Origin of the sequence: Paenibacillus sp. J23TS9, from assembly GCF_018403225.1 — a bacterium.
GTDB lineage: Bacteria > Bacillota > Bacilli > Paenibacillales > Paenibacillaceae > Paenibacillus_AQ.
The window spans coordinates 311,964-333,121 of the sequence record NZ_BOSG01000002.1 but is presented as its reverse complement, the minus strand read 5'-3'; the positions used below and the strand labels follow the sequence as shown (position 1 = coordinate 333,121).

Annotated in this window: 17 protein-coding genes; 15 read left to right on the top strand and 2 right to left on the bottom strand. The window is 49.3% G+C overall.

All coding sequences use genetic code 11. The features are described from left to right. The first annotated feature begins 72 nt into the window (after positions 1-72). From KJS65_RS17145 to KJS65_RS17135, 3 genes are read left to right on the top strand one after another with little or no spacing between them, the layout of a single operon-like run. The gene (locus KJS65_RS17145) at positions 73-987 is read left to right on the top strand and encodes an ABC transporter ATP-binding protein (protein WP_213651100.1); all 915 of its coding nucleotides are present in this window, start codon (positions 73-75) and stop codon (positions 985-987) included. After that, positions 987-1,703 (top strand): ABC transporter permease, encoded by a 717-nt coding sequence (locus KJS65_RS17140; RefSeq protein WP_213651372.1) that lies wholly within the window; start codon positions 987-989, stop codon positions 1,701-1,703. The genes KJS65_RS17145 and KJS65_RS17140 overlap by 1 nt, the downstream gene beginning before the upstream one ends. Next, positions 1,704-2,447 (top strand): ABC transporter permease, encoded by a 744-nt coding sequence (locus KJS65_RS17135; RefSeq protein WP_213651099.1) that lies wholly within the window; start codon positions 1,704-1,706, stop codon positions 2,445-2,447. It abuts the gene before it with no gap. Between the two features lie 106 nt (positions 2,448-2,553). Here the strand turns inward: KJS65_RS17135 and KJS65_RS17130 are convergent, their stop codons facing one another. Continuing rightward, entirely contained in the window at positions 2,554-3,000 is a 447-nt protein-coding gene (locus KJS65_RS17130) for a GNAT family N-acetyltransferase (protein WP_213651098.1), read from the bottom strand. Positions 3,001-3,203: 203 nt separating this feature from the next. Here KJS65_RS17130 and KJS65_RS17125 point away from each other — a divergent pair, with 203 nt between their 5' ends. The 7 genes from KJS65_RS17125 (at position 3,204) to KJS65_RS17095 (ending at position 13,788) form a co-directional block, all read left to right on the top strand. After that, entirely contained in the window at positions 3,204-4,364 is a 1,161-nt protein-coding gene (locus KJS65_RS17125) for a GntR family transcriptional regulator (RefSeq protein WP_213651097.1), read from the top strand. Between the two features lie 304 nt (positions 4,365-4,668). Continuing rightward, positions 4,669-5,961 carry a glycoside hydrolase family 125 protein gene (locus KJS65_RS17120; RefSeq protein WP_213651096.1) on the top strand — a complete coding sequence of 431 codons (1,293 nt, stop codon included), beginning with the start codon at positions 4,669-4,671 and terminating at the stop codon, positions 5,959-5,961. Between the two features lie 82 nt (positions 5,962-6,043). Next, positions 6,044-6,943: a carbohydrate ABC transporter permease gene (locus KJS65_RS17115; RefSeq protein ID WP_244864606.1), complete on the top strand. Its 900-nt coding sequence runs from the start codon at positions 6,044-6,046 to the stop codon at positions 6,941-6,943. Between the two features lie 15 nt (positions 6,944-6,958). Beyond that, positions 6,959-7,825, top strand: a complete 867-nt coding sequence (locus KJS65_RS17110; RefSeq protein WP_213651095.1) for a carbohydrate ABC transporter permease — start codon at positions 6,959-6,961, stop codon at positions 7,823-7,825. Between the two features lie 104 nt (positions 7,826-7,929). Then, positions 7,930-9,264: an ABC transporter substrate-binding protein gene (locus KJS65_RS17105; protein WP_213651094.1), complete on the top strand. Its 1,335-nt coding sequence runs from the start codon at positions 7,930-7,932 to the stop codon at positions 9,262-9,264. Between the two features lie 80 nt (positions 9,265-9,344). Next, complete coding sequence (locus tag KJS65_RS17100) at positions 9,345-12,605, top strand: carbohydrate-binding protein (RefSeq protein WP_213651093.1); 3,261 nt, start codon at positions 9,345-9,347, stop codon at positions 12,603-12,605. Between the two features lie 133 nt (positions 12,606-12,738). Continuing rightward, a complete protein-coding gene (locus KJS65_RS17095) occupies positions 12,739-13,788 on the top strand; it encodes a glycoside hydrolase family 76 protein (protein WP_213651092.1) in 1,050 nt (349 codons plus the stop codon). Between the two features lie 109 nt (positions 13,789-13,897). On the opposite strand, the gene KJS65_RS17090 is transcribed toward KJS65_RS17095, so the two are convergent. Then, positions 13,898-14,908 (bottom strand): LacI family DNA-binding transcriptional regulator, encoded by a 1,011-nt coding sequence (locus KJS65_RS17090; protein WP_213651091.1) that lies wholly within the window; start codon positions 14,906-14,908, stop codon positions 13,898-13,900. Positions 14,909-15,262: 354 nt separating this feature from the next. Between KJS65_RS17090 and KJS65_RS17085 the strand changes: the two genes are divergently transcribed. The 5 genes from KJS65_RS17085 (at position 15,263) to KJS65_RS17065 (ending at position 21,154) form a co-directional block, all read left to right on the top strand. Continuing rightward, positions 15,263-16,177 carry an ABC transporter permease gene (locus KJS65_RS17085; protein ID WP_136607934.1) on the top strand — a complete coding sequence of 305 codons (915 nt, stop codon included), beginning with the start codon at positions 15,263-15,265 and terminating at the stop codon, positions 16,175-16,177. Positions 16,178-16,227: 50 nt separating this feature from the next. Beyond that, positions 16,228-17,109: a carbohydrate ABC transporter permease gene (locus KJS65_RS17080; RefSeq protein ID WP_213651090.1), complete on the top strand. Its 882-nt coding sequence runs from the start codon at positions 16,228-16,230 to the stop codon at positions 17,107-17,109. A gap of 70 nt (positions 17,110-17,179) precedes the next feature. Continuing rightward, positions 17,180-18,766: an extracellular solute-binding protein gene (locus KJS65_RS17075; RefSeq protein WP_213651089.1), complete on the top strand. Its 1,587-nt coding sequence runs from the start codon at positions 17,180-17,182 to the stop codon at positions 18,764-18,766. Positions 18,767-18,912: 146 nt separating this feature from the next. After that, positions 18,913-20,259, top strand: a complete 1,347-nt coding sequence (locus KJS65_RS17070; protein WP_213651088.1) for a glycoside hydrolase family 30 protein — start codon at positions 18,913-18,915, stop codon at positions 20,257-20,259. A 145-nt stretch (positions 20,260-20,404) separates the two neighbouring features. After that, the gene (locus KJS65_RS17065) at positions 20,405-21,154 is read left to right on the top strand and encodes a MerR family transcriptional regulator (RefSeq protein WP_213651087.1); all 750 of its coding nucleotides are present in this window, start codon (positions 20,405-20,407) and stop codon (positions 21,152-21,154) included. The last annotated feature ends 4 nt before the right edge of the window (positions 21,155-21,158 follow it).

Here is a 21,158-nt window from a genome sequence, read left to right as displayed (position 1 = left end):
AACGAAATTTAAACTTGGGGCTGTCTGTCTTTTAACCTTGGGGGACTAATATAGTTTCCGAGGTGATTAATCGTGAGTGAACTTGTCATTCAAACGAGAGATTTAAATAAGAAATATGGCGGGCGTTATGCTGTGCGCCATTTGAACCTGGAAATTGCCAGAGGGGAAATCTACGGTTTTCTCGGGCCCAATGGCGCCGGCAAAACGACGACCATTCGTATGCTTCTCGGATTGATCCGTCCGACGATGGGTTCCATCCAAATGTTCGGCAAGGATTTGAAAAAGGATAAGCTGAATATTTTGCGGAAAATCGGCTCGCTGGTGGAATACCCGTCGAACTACGGCCATTTAACGGCGGTGCAGAATCTCGAGGCGGTCCGGCGTATCCTGGATGTACCGAAATCGCGCATTGATGAAGTGCTGAGCATTGTTTCCCTCACCAAGGATGCAAAGCGTCCGGTGAAGGGCTATTCGCTTGGGATGAAGCAGCGTCTTGGCATCGCAACGGCCCTCCTGGGAAACCCGGAACTGCTGATCCTGGATGAACCAACCAACGGCCTGGATCCGGAGGGAATCCATGAGATCCGCGAATTGATCCGCAGCATGCCGAAGCAGCATGGCATTACTGTGCTCGTCTCAAGTCACCTGTTATCTGAAGTGGAGCAGATGGCAGGAACGGTTGGCATCATCCGTGAAGGGGAAATGGTTTTCCAGGATACGATCAGCAATCTGCAGCAGCAGGCATCCAGCGGTTTCCGTCTCGTGGTGTCCGAGCCGCAGGAAGCGCTGCAGCTGGTACGGGGTCAAGGCTATGCCGGACAGCTGGAGAACGGTGGTCTGAAGCTGGAGCAGCTTAGCGATCCGGAGGTGGCTTTGCTCGTCAAAAGGCTGGTGGATAACAACCATGCGATTTACCGGGTGGAAGAGAAGCGTCAGTCCCTGGAGGATATCTTTATGCAGGTCATTGAGCAGGGGGGATTCCAGTGATGGTCGGAAGGGCACTATCAGCGGACCTCCTGAAAATACGCAAGCGGGGCATATGGTTTCTGGTCATCCTGGGGTCGCTCGGGCTGATTGCCATGCAGGCTTTGAACTTTGGGCTTCGTTATGATTATCTCGTAGGAAACATATATAAAGGTGATGAATGGGGAGGTCTGGTGGGGGAAATATTCTCCTTCGTACCGATTGCGCTCGTCCTTGGGGCGACATTGATTGCTTCCCAGATTGCGAACGTGGAACATCTGAACAATTCATGGAAACAGCTGCTGGCGCTGCCGATTTCCAGAACGGCCGTCTTTACATCCAAGTATCTGGTTGGAGTTATTGCGTTAACAGCTGCTTGCGTGCTGCTGTTTGCCGGAACAATCGGGCTTGGGCTGGCTTTGGGTTTCAGCATGGAGCATATTCCGTATCTGAAGATTTTGAAGCTGTCGTTCCTCCCTTTCCTTGGAGCTTTGCCGATGCTGGCGCTGCAGCTGTATCTGTCTTTAACTTTCAAAAACCAAGCCCTGCCGATTATGATCGGCATCACCGCTGCCATCGCAACGATGTTTTCCGCGAATTATCCGGATCTGCTGCCTTTGGCGTGGCCGTTTCTCGCTTACTATGCAAAGCCTGCCATGCCGGTGGCGGCGGGAATTATCCTGTTCATCGTCATCTACCTGTTCGGGACAGGCCATTTTGTCAGAAAGGATGTGGACTAAATGGGAGGCTATTTCAAAGTATTATCTTCCGAGCGGCTTAAAATGTCGCGCTCCTATATCGTTCTCCTCATGCTGATTAGTCCGCTCATAGCCGTATTGATCGGGCTGCTCTCCAACATCGATGGATCGTCCATGCCCTGGATCACGCTGATGATGGTCATGAGTATGGTGCATGCCATGCTGTTCATGCCGATTATGTCGGGCATTTTTGCTGCCTTTATCTGCCGTTATGAGCATAGCGGAGGCGGGTGGAAGCAGCTCCTCGTTCTGCCGGTCACGCGTACAGGCGTATATTTTGCCAAATATACGGTCGTGGCTGTTATGCTGGCGATCACTCAGCTGCTGCTTGCAGTAGCGGTGTTTCTGGTGGGCTTCATTAAAGGAATCCATGCTCCGGTAGAATGGGATATCATGCTGCGGAGCATCCTGGGGGGCTGGATCGCTTGCCTCCCGTTAGCCGCATTGCAGCTGGCTATGTCCATGATGTGGAGCAGCTTTGCCGCGCCGCTCGCGCTGAATGTTACGTTAACAATACCGAATATTCTGGTTGCAAACTCCTCTACGTTTGGTCCCTTTTACCCTTGGGCACAGCCGCTGCTGGCTAGCCTACCCGGAAATGCGATGGAGGGCGGAGGTTTTGGTGCACTGAATTTGCCGTTCGAGAACCTGATGATAACCGTGCTGGGCAGCTTTGTCGTTTTCTTTATCTTTGGCTGGGTGTATTTTAAAATGAAAGAAGTATAGACATTTACGAAAATTTTTCAGAAAAAGAGTTTGAATCCGCCACATGGCGGGTAAACCATGACAAGGGCGTCTTCGGGATCGGGGGCGCTCTTTATTTTGTTCTTTTTTACTTGAACGTTTTGATAAAGTTTTTTTGATCCTTGGTAAAGACATAGTCGCGTCGCTCGTAGAACCTATGAGCGTGGACTCTGCTTGGGTGGGACAGTAATTTCATCCCGGAAAATCCATTCTTCTTTCCCCAACTCTCAAGATGATCGATCAGCATGCTCCCTATACCCTGGTTTCGATACTCTTTTTTAACAACAAACCCCAGGACGTTAACTAATGACTCGGAAAAAAGCAGTTCATAGGGGCTTCCGTGAATATATCCGATGACCTCCTTGTTTTGCTCGCAAACAAAGATGATATCTTTTGTAGTTTTTGTAATGACTTCAATCCTTTCTTTTACTTTTTCTTCGGAAAATAAATATAGATTCGGATTAAAGTCTTGATTTAACAAATAAATATCAGGATAATCCATCACTTGAATTTCCCTAACACGTTGATTATTCATTTTCAAATACCTCCATTCGCATTAGCTTGTAATTATGAAATAAATGTTAGCCGTCATTGCATATTTTAGCAAAGCTGAATAACTATTCACAAAGGCGATATAACATGATATATTATTATATAATGTTTTTACAGATGTTTAAGATAAATTAGGCCCATCTATCCCTGACGGGCTAGATGTTTTCTTATGGAGGGGGCTATACCATGTCGCATGAATCATCCTCAAAACCGATGTATGAGCAAATATTTGAAGCGCTGCGCGAACAGATCGCATCCGGTAAATACGTACCCGGCGAGCGGATTCCTTCCGAGAAGGAATTGGGCGAAGCTTATAATGTAAGCCGGATTACCAGCAAAAAGGCTTTGGAAATGCTGACTCAGGAAGGATATATTGTCAGACAACCCGGCAGGGGCTCATTTGTTTCCGAGCATTTCGGCTCTGCTGATGCTTCTCCAGGCAGTGCAACCGGCGTAATCACCAAGCCGCGTCGCGAGAACGGAAAGCTGCTGATCGGGCTCGTGATGACGGACTTTGGCGACAGCTACGGCACCGGCCTTGTATATGGAATGGAAGAAGCATCCCGGCAGCATGACAGTTATTTGATCCTTAGAAGATCGCTTGGAGTGCCTGCCAATGAACAGGAGGCCATTCAGGGTCTACTGGAGCTTGGCGTCGATGGGCTGATTATTTTCCCTGCGCAGGGAGAGTATTTTAATGCCGAAATATTGAAGCTTGTCATCAGCCAATATCCGTTTGTGCTGCTGGACCGTCATTTAAAGGGCGTTTCTGCGAGTTCGATCAGCACCAATAATGCAGCGGCAACGAAGCAGATGATCAAGCATCTTTTTGAACTCGGACATACCCATATTGCCTTGATGACGGGACCTCCGCAGGATACAACGGCCATCGAGGAGCGGATTGAGGGCTTCATTCAGGCACATGCTGAAAGCGGCATCGTTGTGGACCGCCGGCTATGGATGGATCATATTACGGCTACGCTTCCGACTGCTTTTGTTCCCGAGAATAAGGAAAAGGAAAAGGAGAACATCAAGAAGCATTTACGGGAGCATCCCAAAATTACGGCACTGTTCGCGATGGAGCACAACATTGCCCAGCTGGCATATGAAGCCGCACGGGAGTCCGGTCTGCGGATTCCGGAGGATTTGTCGATCGTTTGCTTCGACAGTCCGGATTATGCCGGGGGATTTCTGTTTACCCATATGCGTCAAAAGCAGGAAGAGATGGGCAGACTGGCCTTCGAAAATGTCCTTAAGCTGAGAAACGGAGAGAGCGTACCCAATAAAATTTTGCTGGATGCCGAGCTGATCACCGGATCCTCGACAGGCCCGGTCCGCAAAAAATAATCAGGGTCCAAATATAAAAAAGGAATGCCATTCTGCATGAATGGCATTCCTTTTTTTTGTGTTTTCCAAGCTTCGGTCGGCGGTCGGCTATTCCTTCCTCCTAAGCCGATCCGCGGGAGTCAGTGATGGAGATAAGATGGCGAGCCTTCCTAAAATATTATATTGGTATGTTTAAATGTTATAAAAAGCATATTGACATGTTAATGTTGCGAAATTATAATGTGTCTATGCAAGCGGTAACAAAGCTGGTATATGAATGTGATATACATGATTCTTATCTACATAGAAACGGGAGGAACAACACATGGAATCATTGGGACAAGAACCGATCTCTTTGAGGCATTTGTCCGATAGAATGTCTGAAAGACTGGTTGAGGCGCCGCATCTTTTGAATATTTTCCGGAATGCTATCCGAAATACCTGGGGAACGACACTAAAGAGAATGTCAGACGGCACGACCTTCGTCATTACCGGTGATATTCCCGCCATGTGGCTTCGGGATTCGGCAGCACAGGTTAGGCCCTTTCTGGTTCTGGCAGCAGAGGATGAGGAAACAGCAGATCTCATCGAGGGTTTGGTAACTAGACAGCTGAGATCCATTTTACACGACCCATATGCAAACGCTTTCAATGAAGGACCTAATGGCCATGGCCATCAGGATGATGAAACGGAGATGTCTCCATGGATCTGGGAAAGGAAATATGAGATTGACTCCCTTTGCTATCCGCTGCAGCTCAGCTATCTGCTCTGGAAAAATACCGGACGAACCTCGCAGTTCGATGAATTATTTAAAGAGGCTGCTGAGATGATTTTGGATCTCTGGATTACAGAGCAGCGGCATGAGACAGAATCGAGCTACCGGTTTCAGCGAAAGAATTGCGTTCCTACCGATACGTTAATACGGGAGGGGAAAGGCGCTGAGACGGCTTATACCGGTATGACATGGTCGGGATTTCGTCCGAGCGATGATGCCTGTGACTACGGCTACTTGGTCCCATCCAATATGTTTGCGGTTGTGGTTCTGGGTTATGTTCAGGAAATCGCACGTGAGGTGCTTCAGGACGAAGCCCTATACAGCAGAGCCAATAAGCTTGCTATGGAGATTGACGAGGGCATTCAGCAGTTTGGGATTGTAGAGCATCCTGAATTCGGCAGGATTTATGCTTACGAAACGGATGGCCTCGGCCATTACAACCTCATGGACGACGCCAACGTGCCGAGCTTGTTATCGATTTCCTACCTGGGGTACAGAGGAGCAGATACTGCTGTTTATCAGAACACACGGCGATTTATTTTGAGTAAACACAATCCTTATTATTACCAGGGAAGTGCTGCAGAGGGGATTGGCAGTCCGCATACACCCAAGGGGTATGTCTGGCATATTGCTCTTGCGATGCAGGGGTTGACGGACGATCGACCGGATGAAAAGGAGCGTCTGCTGAAGGTCATGAGCGAAACGGATGCCGGCACAGGACTGATGCATGAGAGCTTCAGGGCTGATGATCCTGCGGATTTTACCAGACCCTGGTTTTCCTGGGCTAATATGATGTTTTGCGAGCTGCTCATGGATTACTGCGGAATCCAGGTACAACGGTAACGGGCTCCTTCTGAATCGGCAGCGCATATTGGCTGATTCGGTTCAAGGGTCAGGAAGATTGAATGAGGGAGGTATGTGAAAAATGATGGTCAACAATAAGAAGCTTCGCGGCTGGGCCAAAGGTTACCTGTTTATATTGCCTTCAATCATCGGCTTCAGTGTCTTTGTCGCCTATCCGCTGTTATCTTCCATTTATTACTCCTTAACCGAATGGAGCGGATACGATACGCCCCGTTTTGTCGGCTTCGATAACTTTAAATACATGTTCACAGAGGATCCGGCCTTCTGGCCATCCGTTCGGGCGACACTTTACTTTGTGTTCTTGAGCGTCCCCTTGTCGCTGATCCTCGGTCTATTATTAGCCATGCTGCTGAATAAAAGTTTGCCGGGCATCAAATGGTTCCGTACGATTTATTATTTGCCTACCGTGGTACCATCGATTGCTTCGCTCACCTTGTGGCTGTTCATTTATCAACCGCAATACGGACTGGCCAATTCCCTGCTTAGACTGCTCGGGCTGCCTGAAGGCACATGGCTGACGAGCGAAACGACAGCCCTTCCATCGATTGTGTTGATCGGATTATGGCAGGTCGGATCAGGCATCATTATCTTTTTGAGCGGATTACAGTCAGTTCCGCAGGAACTGTATGAAGCGGCGGAAGTCGACGGGGCAGTCAGATGGCGTATGGCGCTGCATATTACGATTCCCATGATTACCCCCATCCTGTTCTTACAGCTCATCCTCGGCATTATCGGTGCTTTCCAGGCATTCAATCAGGTTCAAGTGTTGACGGGCGGAGGTCCGAACTTCTCTACCTCATTGCTCAACTTCAAAATCTACAGTGATGCCTTCAATGGCAGAATGTTTGGTTATTCGATCGCTGAGGTGTGGGTCCTCTTTGTGATTATCATGATTTTCACAGCCGTGACTTACCGGTATTCGAACCGGTTCGTATATTACGAAAGCGACAATGCGAGATAAGGAGGTAGATTCATCATGGTGATGCATACGGAAGTTCGGGCTAAGCAGAGACGGAGCTTTAACATACTGGACACCGTCCGCCTGGTCATCTTGACCATTGGAGCGGTCGCAATGCTTTTTCCCCTTCTCTGGATGGTGACGATTGCACTAAAGGGCAACAATGACGTATTCAAGATCCCTCCTGAATGGTTCCCCAAAGAGCTTCACTGGTCCAATTTTGTAACCGGGACGAAGGAAATCAACTTTTGGCAAACCTTTGGCAATTCATTGTTTATCGCAATTACATGTACGGTCGGGCAAATTGTCAGCTCGGTGCTTGTCGGATATGGGCTTGCAAGATTAAGCTTCCCGGGCCGGAAGCTGTGGTTCTCACTGTTTGTCGGCAGCCTGATGCTTCCGGGATTTGTCGGGATGATTCCTCTTTTTAATCTCTATACCCATCTTGGATGGTACGACACCTGGCTGCCGATCATCGTGCCTGCCTTTTTCGGGAACGCCACGTTTTCATTTCTGTATGTGCAGTATTTGAAAACGATCTCCGTTTCGTTTGATGAAGCGGCCAAAATCGATGGTGCCTCTGACCTTTATGTGCTGATCAAGGTTCTGGTGCCGATGACCATGCCGGTTATCATGACCATGGTGATTTTCTCCTTCCAAGGCGCCTGGAATCAATATTTGGAACCCCTGATTTATATTATAGATCCGAGCAAATGGACCTTGGCCCTGGCGATGGCCTCATACAAGGGCACCTATGCAACCGCTTGGAACCTGTTCATGGCAGCGGATTTAATATACATTCTTCCGATGCTGCTGCTCTTCTTCTTTGGACAGAAGTATTTTATGCAGGGGCTTGGCTCTATTAATTCCGCATCGTTAAAGTAAGAACCTTTGCCGGATAGGGGGTGGTGCCTGCCGGATTTGCTGAAACCCCAAGACATACCTTGCTCAGGCGTCATTATTTTAAATTATTTTAGGGAGGTCTTTCTATGAGACAGGGTTCCAAAAAATGGGCCAGCGGAATTGTAGCGATACTGCTATTTTCAAGCTTGCTGTCCGCATGCGGTGGCAATAAATCGGATACGACGGATTCAGCAGGAACGGGATCTGATTCGGGATCTTCGAAAAAGCAGGTTGAGGTCACGCTGATCACCTGGGAATCGGCAGAAATGAACGATAAGATCATGGCGTCCATGAAAAATTTTGAACAGGAGAATCCCGACATCAAGATCAAACTTATCCCTACCCCCCTGGACAATTACGGCGTCAAGATCAACGGGATGCTAACCGCCAAAAAGGCTCCCGACATCTTTATGACAGGCAACGACATGCTGCTGGATAATGCCTCCAAGGGACTTCTCTATGATTGGTCGTCAATGGAAGCCAAGGACAAAGAGTTCATGGACGGCTTCTACAAAGGCGTTGCGGACAGCTGGCATTACGAAGGTAAATTGGTCGGTCTGCCGGGTCTCTTGAATACGTACGGCATCTTTTACAATAAAAAGGCGTTCACAGACGCCGGTCTGACAGAACCGAAAATCGGTTGGACCTATGACGAATTCTTCGCGGATATGCAGAAGCTGTCGAGCAAACAAGGCGGTGTGCAGCAGTTCGGCTATTACGCTCCGCTGGATCCGTTCTATGCCTCTCTTTATTCGGTATCCGCCGGCGGGGCTCCGTTCGCGGACGCCATCATTAATCCAACGAAAGTGGAAATCAGCGACCGTTTCGTGGAAGGCGTGGAAAAATACAAAACGGCTATTGCAGACGGTTCCATGAACCCGCCTACCTTCGATTTAACGAATGTCATGAGCTCATTCAAGCAGGGCAAAGTTCCGATGACGCTTCAGGGACAATGGGTGGCGGATGATTTGATTCGCACGGCTCCCAAAGAATTGGAGTGGGGCTTTGTGCCGATGCCAACGGGGAGCAGCCAGACCGAAATCTATGATGCCGTAGGCTGGTGCAGCCCGACAACAGTTGAAAATCCGGAAGCCGTCTGGAAAGTGCTTAAGTATCTGGATTCCAAAATGTACGAGGAAGTCCTGCCTAAAACTCCAGTGGCACCTGCCGCATATCAAGCATCCTCAACCGCCTACTTTGATGCCCTGAAAGCCGCCGGACATGCCGAAATCGGCGAAGGCATCGACCATATTCTGAAGTCCCCAAGCACGCTGCCAGTTCGCTTCTTATCGTCTTGGGCGGGTAAAGCCAATCCATTTATCGAAGCCTCCTGGAAAAACATTCTGATGGGCAAAGCGCCTGTAACCGAGCTGAACACGATGGCGGACAAAATCAATAAGGTCATCTCGGAAGCAAAGTAAGCTCCAGCCAGTAAAATATGAAGCCGATCGAAAATTCCCGGAGGTCGGCTTCAAGTTTACACATAAAGGAGGACACTTATATGAGATTGAATAAAAGCCGTATTTCCAAGCTTTTCGCCGTCCCTTTGGCCGTGGTGCTAACATGTGGCTCTGTATCCGCATGGGGAACACCGACGACCTATGCTTTTACCTCAACGGATGCCGACACCGCCATAAGAGCATTTAACAATACGTTCTGGGATCCGGCAGCCAAGATTTTCTGGAACAACTCAAGCCATAGCGATCATCAAGGCTTCTGGGTAGAAGCCGAGCTGTGGGAAATGGTGATGGATGCCTATCAGCATACCTCCGATCCTGATCTAAAGGCACAGCTTCGGGCTCAGATCGACGATATTTTCGACGGGATCGTGGCCAAGTACGGCGCAGACTGGACCAATAACCCATTTAATGATGATATCATGTGGTGGGCGATGGGAAGCGCACGGGCCTATCAAATTACCGGGGAGTCCAAGTATCTCGATGCGGCCAAACATCATTTCGATTTCGTTTACGACACGCAGTGGGATGACAGTTTTGCGAATGGCGGAATCTGGTGGCTGAACAGCGAGCATAACACCAAAAATGCCTGCATCAACTTCCCGGCTGCCGAGGCGGCGGTGTATATGTATAACATCACCAAGGATCAGCATTACCTGGATGTGGCCACCCGCATATTCAAATGGGGCAAAACGATGCTGACCGACGGCAACGGCAAAGTATTCGACCGGATTGAGACCGAGAAAGGCGCGATCCCGGACGCCACGCATTACAATCAGGGTACATATATCGGCGCGGCCGTCGGATTGTATCGGATAACGGGGGATACGGTATATCTCGACGATGCAGTCAAAGCCGCAAACTTCACCAAAAACAAATTGGTGGACGCGAACGGTTTGCTGAACTATGAAGGCCCTAACGGTGATTTAAAAGGTGGTAAAACGATTTTAATGCGGAATCTCGCCATTCTCCAACAGGCGCTGGGTGAGCGAACCGAAAGCAAATATACGGAATTTGGAAGCGTGTTTGACGGATGGGTTGCGTTCAATACGGAAATGGCTTGGAGCCACCGGAACACGGACAATATTATCGATGGTAACTGGGCAGGACAGCTTCTGTCCGGGACATACGAATCCTGGTCCTCAGCTGCGGCTGTCGAAGCTTTGACGGTGATCAAACCGCAGGAAGCCGACCTGCATTTCGCAGTCAAAGATCCCTACAAAAAAATAGAAGCTGAACACTATAACATCGGCAAGGGATTTGGATTGGAGGGCGCGCTGGAAGGCTCTCTGCAGCTGGGCGGAATTCAGTCCGGATACTACGCCGCGTATAAAAATGTGGATTTTGGTTCCACAGGCGCTAAGGGCTTTATTGCGAGAGCCGCCAGTGCAACAGGCGGAGGAAACATTGAAATCCGGCTCGATTCCTTGGACGGACCTAAAGCGGGAACCCTGAACGTGGAAGGAACCGGCGGATGGAATAATTATATCGATGCCGTGACCCTGCTGAAGGATGATCAGGGAAATCCAAGCATGATTACAGGCAACCATGATGTCTATCTCGTCTTCACCAAGACGAACGACCAATACCTGTTTAATCTGAACTGGTTTAAATTCACCACGGGCGATCCTTCCCACACCGATGCCTATGCCAAGCTGAAGGCTGGAAATTATGACAGCAGCGAAGGGCTGGGTAAAAATGCGGAGGGAGGATTCCTGGATGGAATTCATAACAATGCCTATGCCTCTTACAAAGGCATTGATTTTGGATCAGGTGCGGCCGGTCTTACCGTGCATGCTTCCAGCGGCAGCCAGGGCGGCACGATCGAAGTCAAACTGGATTCTTTGAATGGGCCTACCGCAGGCGTTGTCGACATTCCGGCGCTGGACAGCTGGGATAAATGGGTAGACATCGTGGCCAATATCGATGACAAAGCAGCTGTAGGCGTGCATGATGTGTATCTGATTTTCCATGGCGCAAATGGCAGTGACTATCCTTGTAATTTGGATTGGTTCACGTTTACAACCATGAAGGGCAAAGCCAGAGATGCTTATGCAAAGCTGGAATCCGAAGATAACTCGAGCGGCGTGGGCTTCGGTACGGAATCGGGCGGCGGCCAGACCTATCTTGCAGGAATTTCCGGAAAGAACAACCCTTATGTCATGTACAACTATATTGACTTCGGAAGCACAAGCCCGTCCAAGTTCCATGTCAACGCAGCAAGTGACACCAGCGGAGGAACGATCGAGGTCAGAATCGACAGCATGAACGGTCCCGTGATTGCAAGCAATACCATTACGGGAACCGGAGGCTGGCAAAATTTCAAGGTGTTCTCTACGGATATTACGGCTCCAGTCACCGGAAATCACATCGTGTTTATGTTATTTAAAGGGACGGACTATTTGTTTAATGTAGATAAATTCACCTTCGGCGATCCGTCTGTATTCACGGCACCAACTATACCGGTTGAACCTCCAAAGGACCAGGTTCCGCCGAGAGACGTGGAGAATGTCCGGATTACTCGCGGAAATGACAAACTGACCCTTACTTGGGATGGACCATACGATATCGATGGTCAGAAGGTGCAAATCACTCTTTCCAGTAATGGACAACAGATCGGTGACATGATTGAGGTGAACCGCGGCATTCAAACGGCGGTTCTCCCCGGAATCGAGCAGGGTAAAGATTATTCCATCCTGTTCAAATCCGTAGATACATCAGGTAATGTATCTCAAGGAATCACAATCGAGAGCAAGGATCAGCCTTCTTTTACTCTGACCGTTAATGGAAGTGCATTGAAGGATGGTGACTCTCTTAGCGATGATGCCGTTCTCACTTTCCTGGCGGGAGGCGGCTTGTCCACGGGTGGAACTGCCATACTTACCCTGGATGGAAAAGAGTATAAGGTTGATTCCCGGAATAACAGTACTGATATCGCTTTGGCCGGCATATTAGGTGACAAGACGGTATCCGTTACTATTGATGCGGGGGCGGGAACTCCTTCTCAGCAATCATACCAATTTCATGTATCGACCAGCCTGGGTTCCCTCAAGAAACTGACCGCGCGCTTTTCGGATTCTGGCGAATTAAAGGGTCCACTCATTTCACAGCTGACTAACGCACTGGACCAGGCGCAGCATCAATTGGACGGAGGTAAGCAGGATCAAGCTGTTAAACATCTGCAAAATTTCATTAAGCACTTAAACAATAAAGCCATGGCCGGCAACGTCAAAGACAGTGCAAAAGCGGTTTTGAACACAGATGCTGATTTCTTGATTCATGCTTGGCAGAACGGAGCGAAGTAAGGAAGCTGCATCCTTCAATAACTATAAAAGAGGAGCTGTTCCAATCGTAGTTTTCCATTACGGGGAACAGCCCTCTTTTTTTTACGGACTCGGTCGATAAAACATTTGGTCTAGAGAAAGAGGAGGAGAGAACATGCTGTGGTCTGATCGCGCGGAAGCAGCTCAAGAGGCACTCCGGCAGTACTTTTGGAACCCGGAGATTGCGATGTACAACATAGAGACACCTTGTCCGAATGGCGAATGCAATACGATTTTCCATTATTGGTGGATGGCGCATGCCGTGGATGTTCTGGTGGACGGACTTCTCAGATCCAAGCGGGAGATTTATGCCAGAACGCTCGCTGAGCTTCATGATGGCATTTTGCGGCGCAACGGAGGCGTGTATCCGAATGAGCTTTATGATGACATGGAATGGATGGCCATTGCCTGGCTTCGTGCCTACAACGCGACCGGACATGAGGCTTACAAGGAAACGGTTCTTTTGCTGTGGGAGGATATCAAAACAGGCTGGAATGATCATATGGGCGGAGGCATCGCCTGGCATAAATCGCAGCTGGATTATAAAAATACTCCTGCGAATGCTCCGGCTGTCATTTTGGCGGCAAGACTGTATCAATGCTCCGGTAAAGAGCAAAATCTGGGGTGGGCACAGCGCATTTATGATTGGCAAAAGCAGCATTTGGTTGATCCGGAGAGCGGCATCGTCTGGGATGGAATAAACCGTACCGGTGATGGAAGCCTTGATAAGGGGTGGAAGTTCACATACTGTCAAGGCGTGTTTATAGGTGCAGGGGTTGAGCTGTATCGGGCAACCGGGGAATCTGTTTTCCTGGAGGATGCGCTCCGGACGGCAGCGGCTGTTGAGGCCGAGCTTAGCGGACCTGATGGTATGCTTCCTAATGAGGAGGATGGTGACGGCGGTCTTTTCAAAGGCATTCTGGTGCGTTATCTGTCTGAATTATGCTTATGTGTAGGCTCTCCGGGACTGCCGGCAGCAGCACTGCTGGTCCGCAATGCAGATAGCTTATGGGAAGCGGGAAGCAGCCACAGCCATCTCTTTGGGACGGACTGGAGAACAGCTCCTGCTGGGCGTGTCTCGCTTAGCACACAGCTCAGTGGTATGAAGCTGCTGGAGCAAATGGCTGAGCTGGAGAGGAAAGGTATTCTTCCTCAGAAGGTCTAGCCTGCTCAATGAATAAAGATGGACATAACTTTGCAGCGTCCTCCGGCTAATGACGGCGAAGGGCGCTTTTCTATAAACCCAGCTCATTTAATCAACAGCTTCCTCTGAATTACTTCCTTGAAAAATTGGACGAACCCCGGACGAGCAGCTCGGAATCCACGACAAATACCCGTTTATCCTCGTACTGGTTGTCGTTCATCTGGTCGATAAGTCTCTCGACAATGATGGCGCCCATCGTATACTTCGGCTGATTGACCGTGCTTAAGGGAGGTGTGACGTACTTGCTGATCCGGTTATTGTCGACGCCGACGACGGCGAGCTGATCCGGGATGGAAATGCCCCGTTCCGCACAAGCCTGGTACACGCCAAGCGCCATTTCATCGTTGGCAGCGAAGACGGCGCTAAAAGGGATTTTTTTGTCAAACAGTCGCTTCATCGCTTCATATCCGCCGTTTTCGTTAAAATCACCATTCTCCACCAGCTCCGGACGGAACGGAATCTGGTTGTCCTTGAGTGCCTTTAAATACCCTTCAAGCCGTTCATAGCTGTCGATGGCCTCGGGGTAGCCGTTGAGGAATACGATATCGCGGTGACCGCAAGCCAGCAGATGCTCCATGACCTGGCGGGAAAATTTAACGTTGTCCGTGTAAATGCAAGGGATCCTTGGATGTTCAATATTGCGTCCGATGACGGCGATAAAATAGCCTTTGTTCGCGACTTCACAAATATCCTCGTCCGAAAGCTGCGGGGTGATCATAATGATGCCGTCCATGGTACGGTCCATCAGCATCGTGACATATTCACGTTCCTTGTCTGGCTGATTCTCAGCATCGCAAATAAAGACCCTGTATTTCTGGGCATAAGCCATATTTTCAATACCTTTAATGATCTCCGTAAAATAAGCGTTGTTAATATCCTGGGCGATGACACCGATATTCATCGTTTTTTGCTGGCGCAGATTTTTGGCTGCGGCGTTCGGGTGATAGTTCAGTTCATCCACAGCCTTCATGACCTTATCTCTTGTCTTGGAGGTAACGCCGTTCGCCTGATTCAGCACACGAGACACGGTGGCAGGGGAGACGCCGGCCTTGGCGGCAACGTCGATGATTTTCGCATCCATATGTTTCAACCTACTTTAATTTATTTTTTTTAATTTTTTTAAAATCCTTGTTTGACAAATGTTTCTTGCGTAATTATAATTCAAAATGAAATCGATTACAATATCTGCTAAGCATCTAAGTTTTGATCCGGCAAAACCGTCATACCAGCCTAATCTTCTACAAAAGAGCAGGCTTTTATTTTGAATCCAAAAGAAATCGATTTCATTTTATGTGTAAATAAAGACTTTGAGACTGAAAGAGGTGAACATTTACAACATTTATTGAGATAAATGAAATCGATTACATCACAAGATGGTTACTGAATCCACCTATTTGAAATTTCAACTTTATTTTACGAACCGGGGTGAAGCCAAATGCGGGTGTTTTTCAATGAGCTGGTCAAAAACAAAGTATTGTTTCTTATGATTTTGCCAGCGCTGCTGTTCTTCATAGTCTTCAGCTACATTCCAATGGTGGGCATCTATTATGCGTTTACGAACTTCAGCTTCGATGGCGGATTGTTCGGAAGCCCGTTTGTCGGCTTGCAGAACTTCAAGTTTCTGTTCGAGTCGGGCGCGCTTTACAATCTCACCAAAAATACAGTGCTCTACAATTTGGCTTTTATATTCGTCGGCAACATCCTGCAGCTTGTATGTGCGGTGTTCCTGAGCGAGATGGCGGGGAAATATTTCAAAAAAGCGACGCAATCGATTATGTTCCTGCCTTTCTTTATTTCCTTCGTTCTGATCGGCGCTTTCGTATACAATCTCTTCAACTTTGAAACCGGTGCGGTGAACACGCTGCTTCGCGAGCTGGGACTCCAGCCGTATGACTTTTACCTGCATACCGCGCCTTGGAAATACATCATCGTATTCTTCAACGTCTGGAAGGGTCTCGGTTATGGAACGGTCATCTATCTGGCAGCCATTATGGGGATCAGCGACGAGTACCACGAGGCAGCCAAAATCGACGGGGCGAATATTTTCAAGCGCATCCGCTACATTACGCTTCCGCTTCTCAGACCGACATTCATCCTGCTGATTCTGCTCAGTCTGGGTGGAATATTGAAAGGCCAGTTTGATCTGTTCTGGCAAATCGTCGGCAACAACGGCATGCTCTACGATGCCACGGATATTATCGATACTTACGTGTACCGCTCACTTGCCATCAATTTTGATATCGGAATGGGGACGGCGGCGGGATTGTTCCAATCCTTCTTCGGATTCGTTCTGGTCGTCACTGTTAACTGGATCGTGCGCAAGGTGCAGAAGGATTATGCGTTATTTTAATCGTTCATTCGATTGTAAAAGCCTAAATTTTGAATGGGGGTGCCGTATGTATGCGTGCTGAACGCTCGACCATCGTTTTTAACATTATAGGCTATATCGTCATTTCGGTCCTGACACTGCTGTGCCTGCTGCCGTTTTGGCTGATTATTTCCGGCTCGCTTTCGGTGGAGGACGACATTATCAGGGATGGTTTCCGGCTGGTGCCGCAGCATTTTTCCTTTGATGCCTACAAGGCGGTATTCAGCAACCCGATGCAAATTTTCAAAGCTTATGAAGTAACCATTGGACTGACTCTGGCGGGAACGGTACTGGGACTTTTTTTCACATCCATGGCCGGATACGTTTTGTCCCGCAAGGATTTCAAATACCGCGACAAGCTGGCTTTCTTCATCTATTTTACAACCCTGTTCAGCGGTGGTCTGATTCCGTGGTACATCATGATCGTCAACTACCTGAACTGGAAGGACAGTTATATGGCACTGTTGGTTCCGTCCCTTCTGAGTGCATGGAACATCATCCTCATGAAGAACTTTATGAAATCGATTCCAGACTCTATCGTGGAGTCGGCCAAAATCGACGGTGCCGGCGAATTTACGATTTACAGGCGGCTGATTTTGCCTCTCTCGACACCGGGACTCGCTACCATTGGTCTGTTTCTCGGGCTGGCGTACTGGAATGACTGGTTTTCCGCCAATATTTTCATCACGACCGAATCCAAGTATCCGCTGCAGTTTCTGCTGTATAAAATCCTGGCGAGTGCGGCAGTGCTCAAGACGAATATTGCCGGCAATCTGGGTGCGGACTTCAAGGCACCTGCCGAAACGCTCAAAATGGCCGTGGCCATCGTTGTTACCGGTCCGATTATTTTTCTCTATCCGTTTGTACAGCGTTATTTCGTCAAGGGTCTTACCATTGGTGCCGTGAAGGGCTAGGTCGTAACAAGCGCCTGTCTTAACCGGATGCCATGATCCACATAAAATCAAAAATCAGGGGGAGTAACTCATGAAAAAGAGGTTGTTCAAGCTGCTGTCCATCTGTATGACGGTGGCCATGCTGACCGCGATGCTGTCCGCGTGCGGCAGTGGAGGTAGCGGAAACGGAAGCTCGGAAGAAGGCAAGACCGCGGATTCATCCTCAAAGGAAACCAAGGCGACAACAGATGACGGCAAGCCGGACACATCCAAAAAGGTTGTGCTGAACTGGTACCTGCTGGGCGATGCCCATGCCGATACGCCGAAGGTCGTGGCCGAGTGGAACAAAATGCTGGAAAAAGACCTCAATACGACAGTCAAGCTGAACTTCACGACCTGGAACGACTGGCAGACCAAATACAACCTGCTGCTCGCTTCGGGTGAAAAGGTGGATATGCTGTTCGCGTCATCCTGGGCCGACTTTTTCAAATACTCTAAGCAGGGCGCTTTCCTGGACCTGACGGAACTGCTGCCAAAGTATGCGCCAGAGACCTGGAAGGAAGTACCGGAGCAGGACTGGAAGGATGTGACGGTAGGTGGCAAAATCCTCGCTGTGCCTAGCACATATCCTGAATACACGCCGGACGGTCTGGTGTACCGTGAGGACTGGAGAGAAGAGCTGAATGTCCCAGAGATTACCGACCTCGACTCGATCGAGAAATACTTGGAGGCTGTGAAAACCGTCAAGAAAGTGACGCCGATTAAAGGTAAGGCATGGAATGAAGTGAATACCCTTTTCCACAGCTATTATGATTTTAAAAATATCGGCGGCGACAGCGGCGTCATCGTGGCCAAATCTTATGATACACCTCGCGATGTGGTGGCCTATCCGTTCACAACGGAGTTCGAAGAGTGGGCTAAGCGCATGAAGACTTGGGCGGACAAAGGGTTCTGGACGTCCAATACGCTTTCGATTCAGCAGGAATCCGGTGATTTTATCAAAACAGGAACCGGTGCGGTTTACTGGCGTAATGCTCCTGGTGCATCCGGCTTTATCTCTGATATTGAGAAAAACTATAAGCAAATCAAGAAGATGGGTTATTTCCCGTTCACTCGCTTCCATAATTACGCGGTACCTAACCTTGGCATCAACAACGGCATGGCTATTCCGAAAAATTCGGAGAATCCGGAACGTTCCTTGATGGTGCTGGAGAAACTCCGCAATGATCCGAAATACTACAACCTGATGACGTATGGTATCGAAGGCGAAAATTATACCCTGGATGACAAGGGCGAAATCACTTCTCCTCCAGCAGGCAAAGATCCGAAAAAAGGCTACAGCATCGCAAGCTGGGGCTGGAGATACTCCAAAAACGACCATCCGTCTTCGTCCCGTTGGGCAGGCGAGGATGAGCTGATCGCTGAGTTTAAGGCGGAGAGCAAGCCGGAGATTTTCTCCCCCATTCTGATGGACTACCAGCCGGTAAAATCCCAGTTGGCGGCTGTTAACCAGGTGTACCAGCAGTTCGGTATGCCGCTGATGATGGGCTTAGTACCCGATGTGGATAAAGCAATCGAGAATTACCGCAATAAACTGAAGGCGGCCGGTGTGGACGAAGTGCTGGCTTATGTACAAAAGGAAGTTAATGCATATGCGGATGAAAAAGGCTTGAAATAGGGATTTCACAAGATCCTGAATAATATCAGCGCAGGCAGTGCTCCGGGCAGAGGGCGGAATGGTAAAAAGAGAGAGGCTCATCGTGAATGTGAGCGATCCGTCCCATGCCAGGATGAGTGCTGCCTGATTGATAAGGAGGAGCAGCAATGAATCAGCATGCTGGAGTATGGCTCAGCACGATTGACCAACTGCAGGAACTGCAGCCGCAGAAGCCAGTGGTTGTGGTGGAAACAGCTTCATTAGAGCAGGCTGTTACAAGGATACAAGTGGAACCGGATACCCGTTTTCAGGAGATGGACGGATTTGGCGCTTCCTTTACGGATGCTTCCGCTTATCTTATATATCATGTGCTTGATGAAAAGTCGAGGCAGGAAGTTATGCAAAAGCTGTTCGATCCGATGGACGGCATCGGCATCAGCTTCCTGCGCCAGCCGATGGGTGCGACTGATTACACAACCGAAATTTTTAGCTATGATGATATGCCGGAAGGCGAAGAGGACTTCGAGCTGAAGCATTTCAGCATCGATCATGATCGTGAGTACGTCATTCCGGCCGTACTCGAAGCACTGCGCATCAATCCTTCCATCAAGGTAATGGCTTCACCCTGGAGCCCGCCGGGCTGGATGAAGTCCTCGGATCATATGGTGACAGGCAAGCTGCGGCCGGAGTGCTACAGCGTGTATGCACAGTATTTTGTGAAATTCGTGCAGGCGTATGAAGGAGCAGGCATTCCGATCTACGCCGTTTCCATTCAAAATGAGCCTGGCTATGAGCCGAAGGAATACCCTGGCATGATCCTGACGCCGCAGGAGGAAGCGGAGTTTATCCGCGATCATCTCGGACCGGCGTTTGAAGCAGCAGACATTACTGCCAAGATCCTCTGCTATGATCATAACTGGGACATGCCGCAGCATCCGCTGGGCATTCTGTCTGATCCTGAAGCTGCCCGTTATGTCGCCGGGGTCGCCTGGCATGTATACGGCGGCGAGCATGAGGCGATGACGCAGGTAAGGGAGGCGTATCCGGATAAGGGGGCCTGGTTCACCGAGGCATCCGGCGGCAGCTGGATTCCACCGTTCCGCACCGCGTTTCTTGACCAGATGAAGCATGTCGTTCGCACGACCCGCAATTGGTCCAAGTCCGTGATATGGTGGAATCTCGCGCTTGATGAGCATAACGGTCCGACGGTATTAACGAACAGCACCTGCCGCGGACTGGTGCAGATCAACCAGGAGAGCGGAGCCGTGAAATATGAGCTCGATTACTACACGATGGGTCATATCAGTAAGTTCGTCGTACCGGGCGCATATCGGATCGAATCGACAACCTACCGTGATGAGCTGGAAAGCACCGCTTTCCTGAATCCGGATGGCTCGACGGTTCTGATTCTGTCCAATCGTACGGAACAAGAACAGGCCGTAGAGATTGATACGGGAAAAGGGTTCATTGCATTAACGCTGCCTGACGGGGCGGCAGCTACGGTGAAATGGTAGGGAATTAACATCTACAGAAACACCCCGCTTATTTGGAGCGGGGTGTTTTGCTATTATAATAAAGTAGATTTTCATGCCTGTTCCCCCCTTGACTCTCCTCTTAGGGGAGGCTTTAGACTGCAGTCAGAAGGGAGTGAAGCATATTATGCTATTCACAGTCAAAGAAGTATCCGACCTCTCCAAGGTGACGGTCAAGACGCTGCATCATTATCACAAAATCGGTCTGCTCCAGCCGGCTGAAGTCAGCGAGGCGGGTTACCGTCTGTACGGAACGAAAGAACTTGAGCGCCTGCAGACGATACTGTTTTACCGCGAGCTGGATTTCTCACTGGAGCAAATTGGTCAGCTGCTTGATCAAGAAAAGGACCGGGCAGCGATTTTGGAAGAGCAGGAGAGTCTTCTGAAGCAGCGCCGGGAGAGATTGGACAAGATCATGAATACGCTGAGGAAAACAAAGGCCAGCCTGGAAAGTGGAGAGCCGCTAACGCAGGCTGAGCTGTTTATCGGATTTGAGGATGAAGAAGCATGGCGCGAAGCGCTGCAGGAACAAAGTGATTACCTCCGGGAGCAATATGGGGTAGAGCTTGAAGCGGAGCCCATCGATGTGCAGGGCATGAATGAGCAGGCCGCGGAGGCTGCCATCTTTATGAAGGAAATGATTTCCTCCCTGCAAGGAGGAGTCATGCACAATGATTCCCGGCTGCAGGAGCTGATTCGCGGCCATATTGCGTTTATGAACGATCATGGACACCGGGTATCGGCAGCGGATTTTGCGGCCCAGACGTCATTTTTCATGAAGGATGATTTTCACCTGAAGATGCTGGAAGGACAGCAGACCGGACTTGCATATTATTTGAATGCAGCAGCGCAAGCTTACGCCAAGGCGGAAGCATAACACA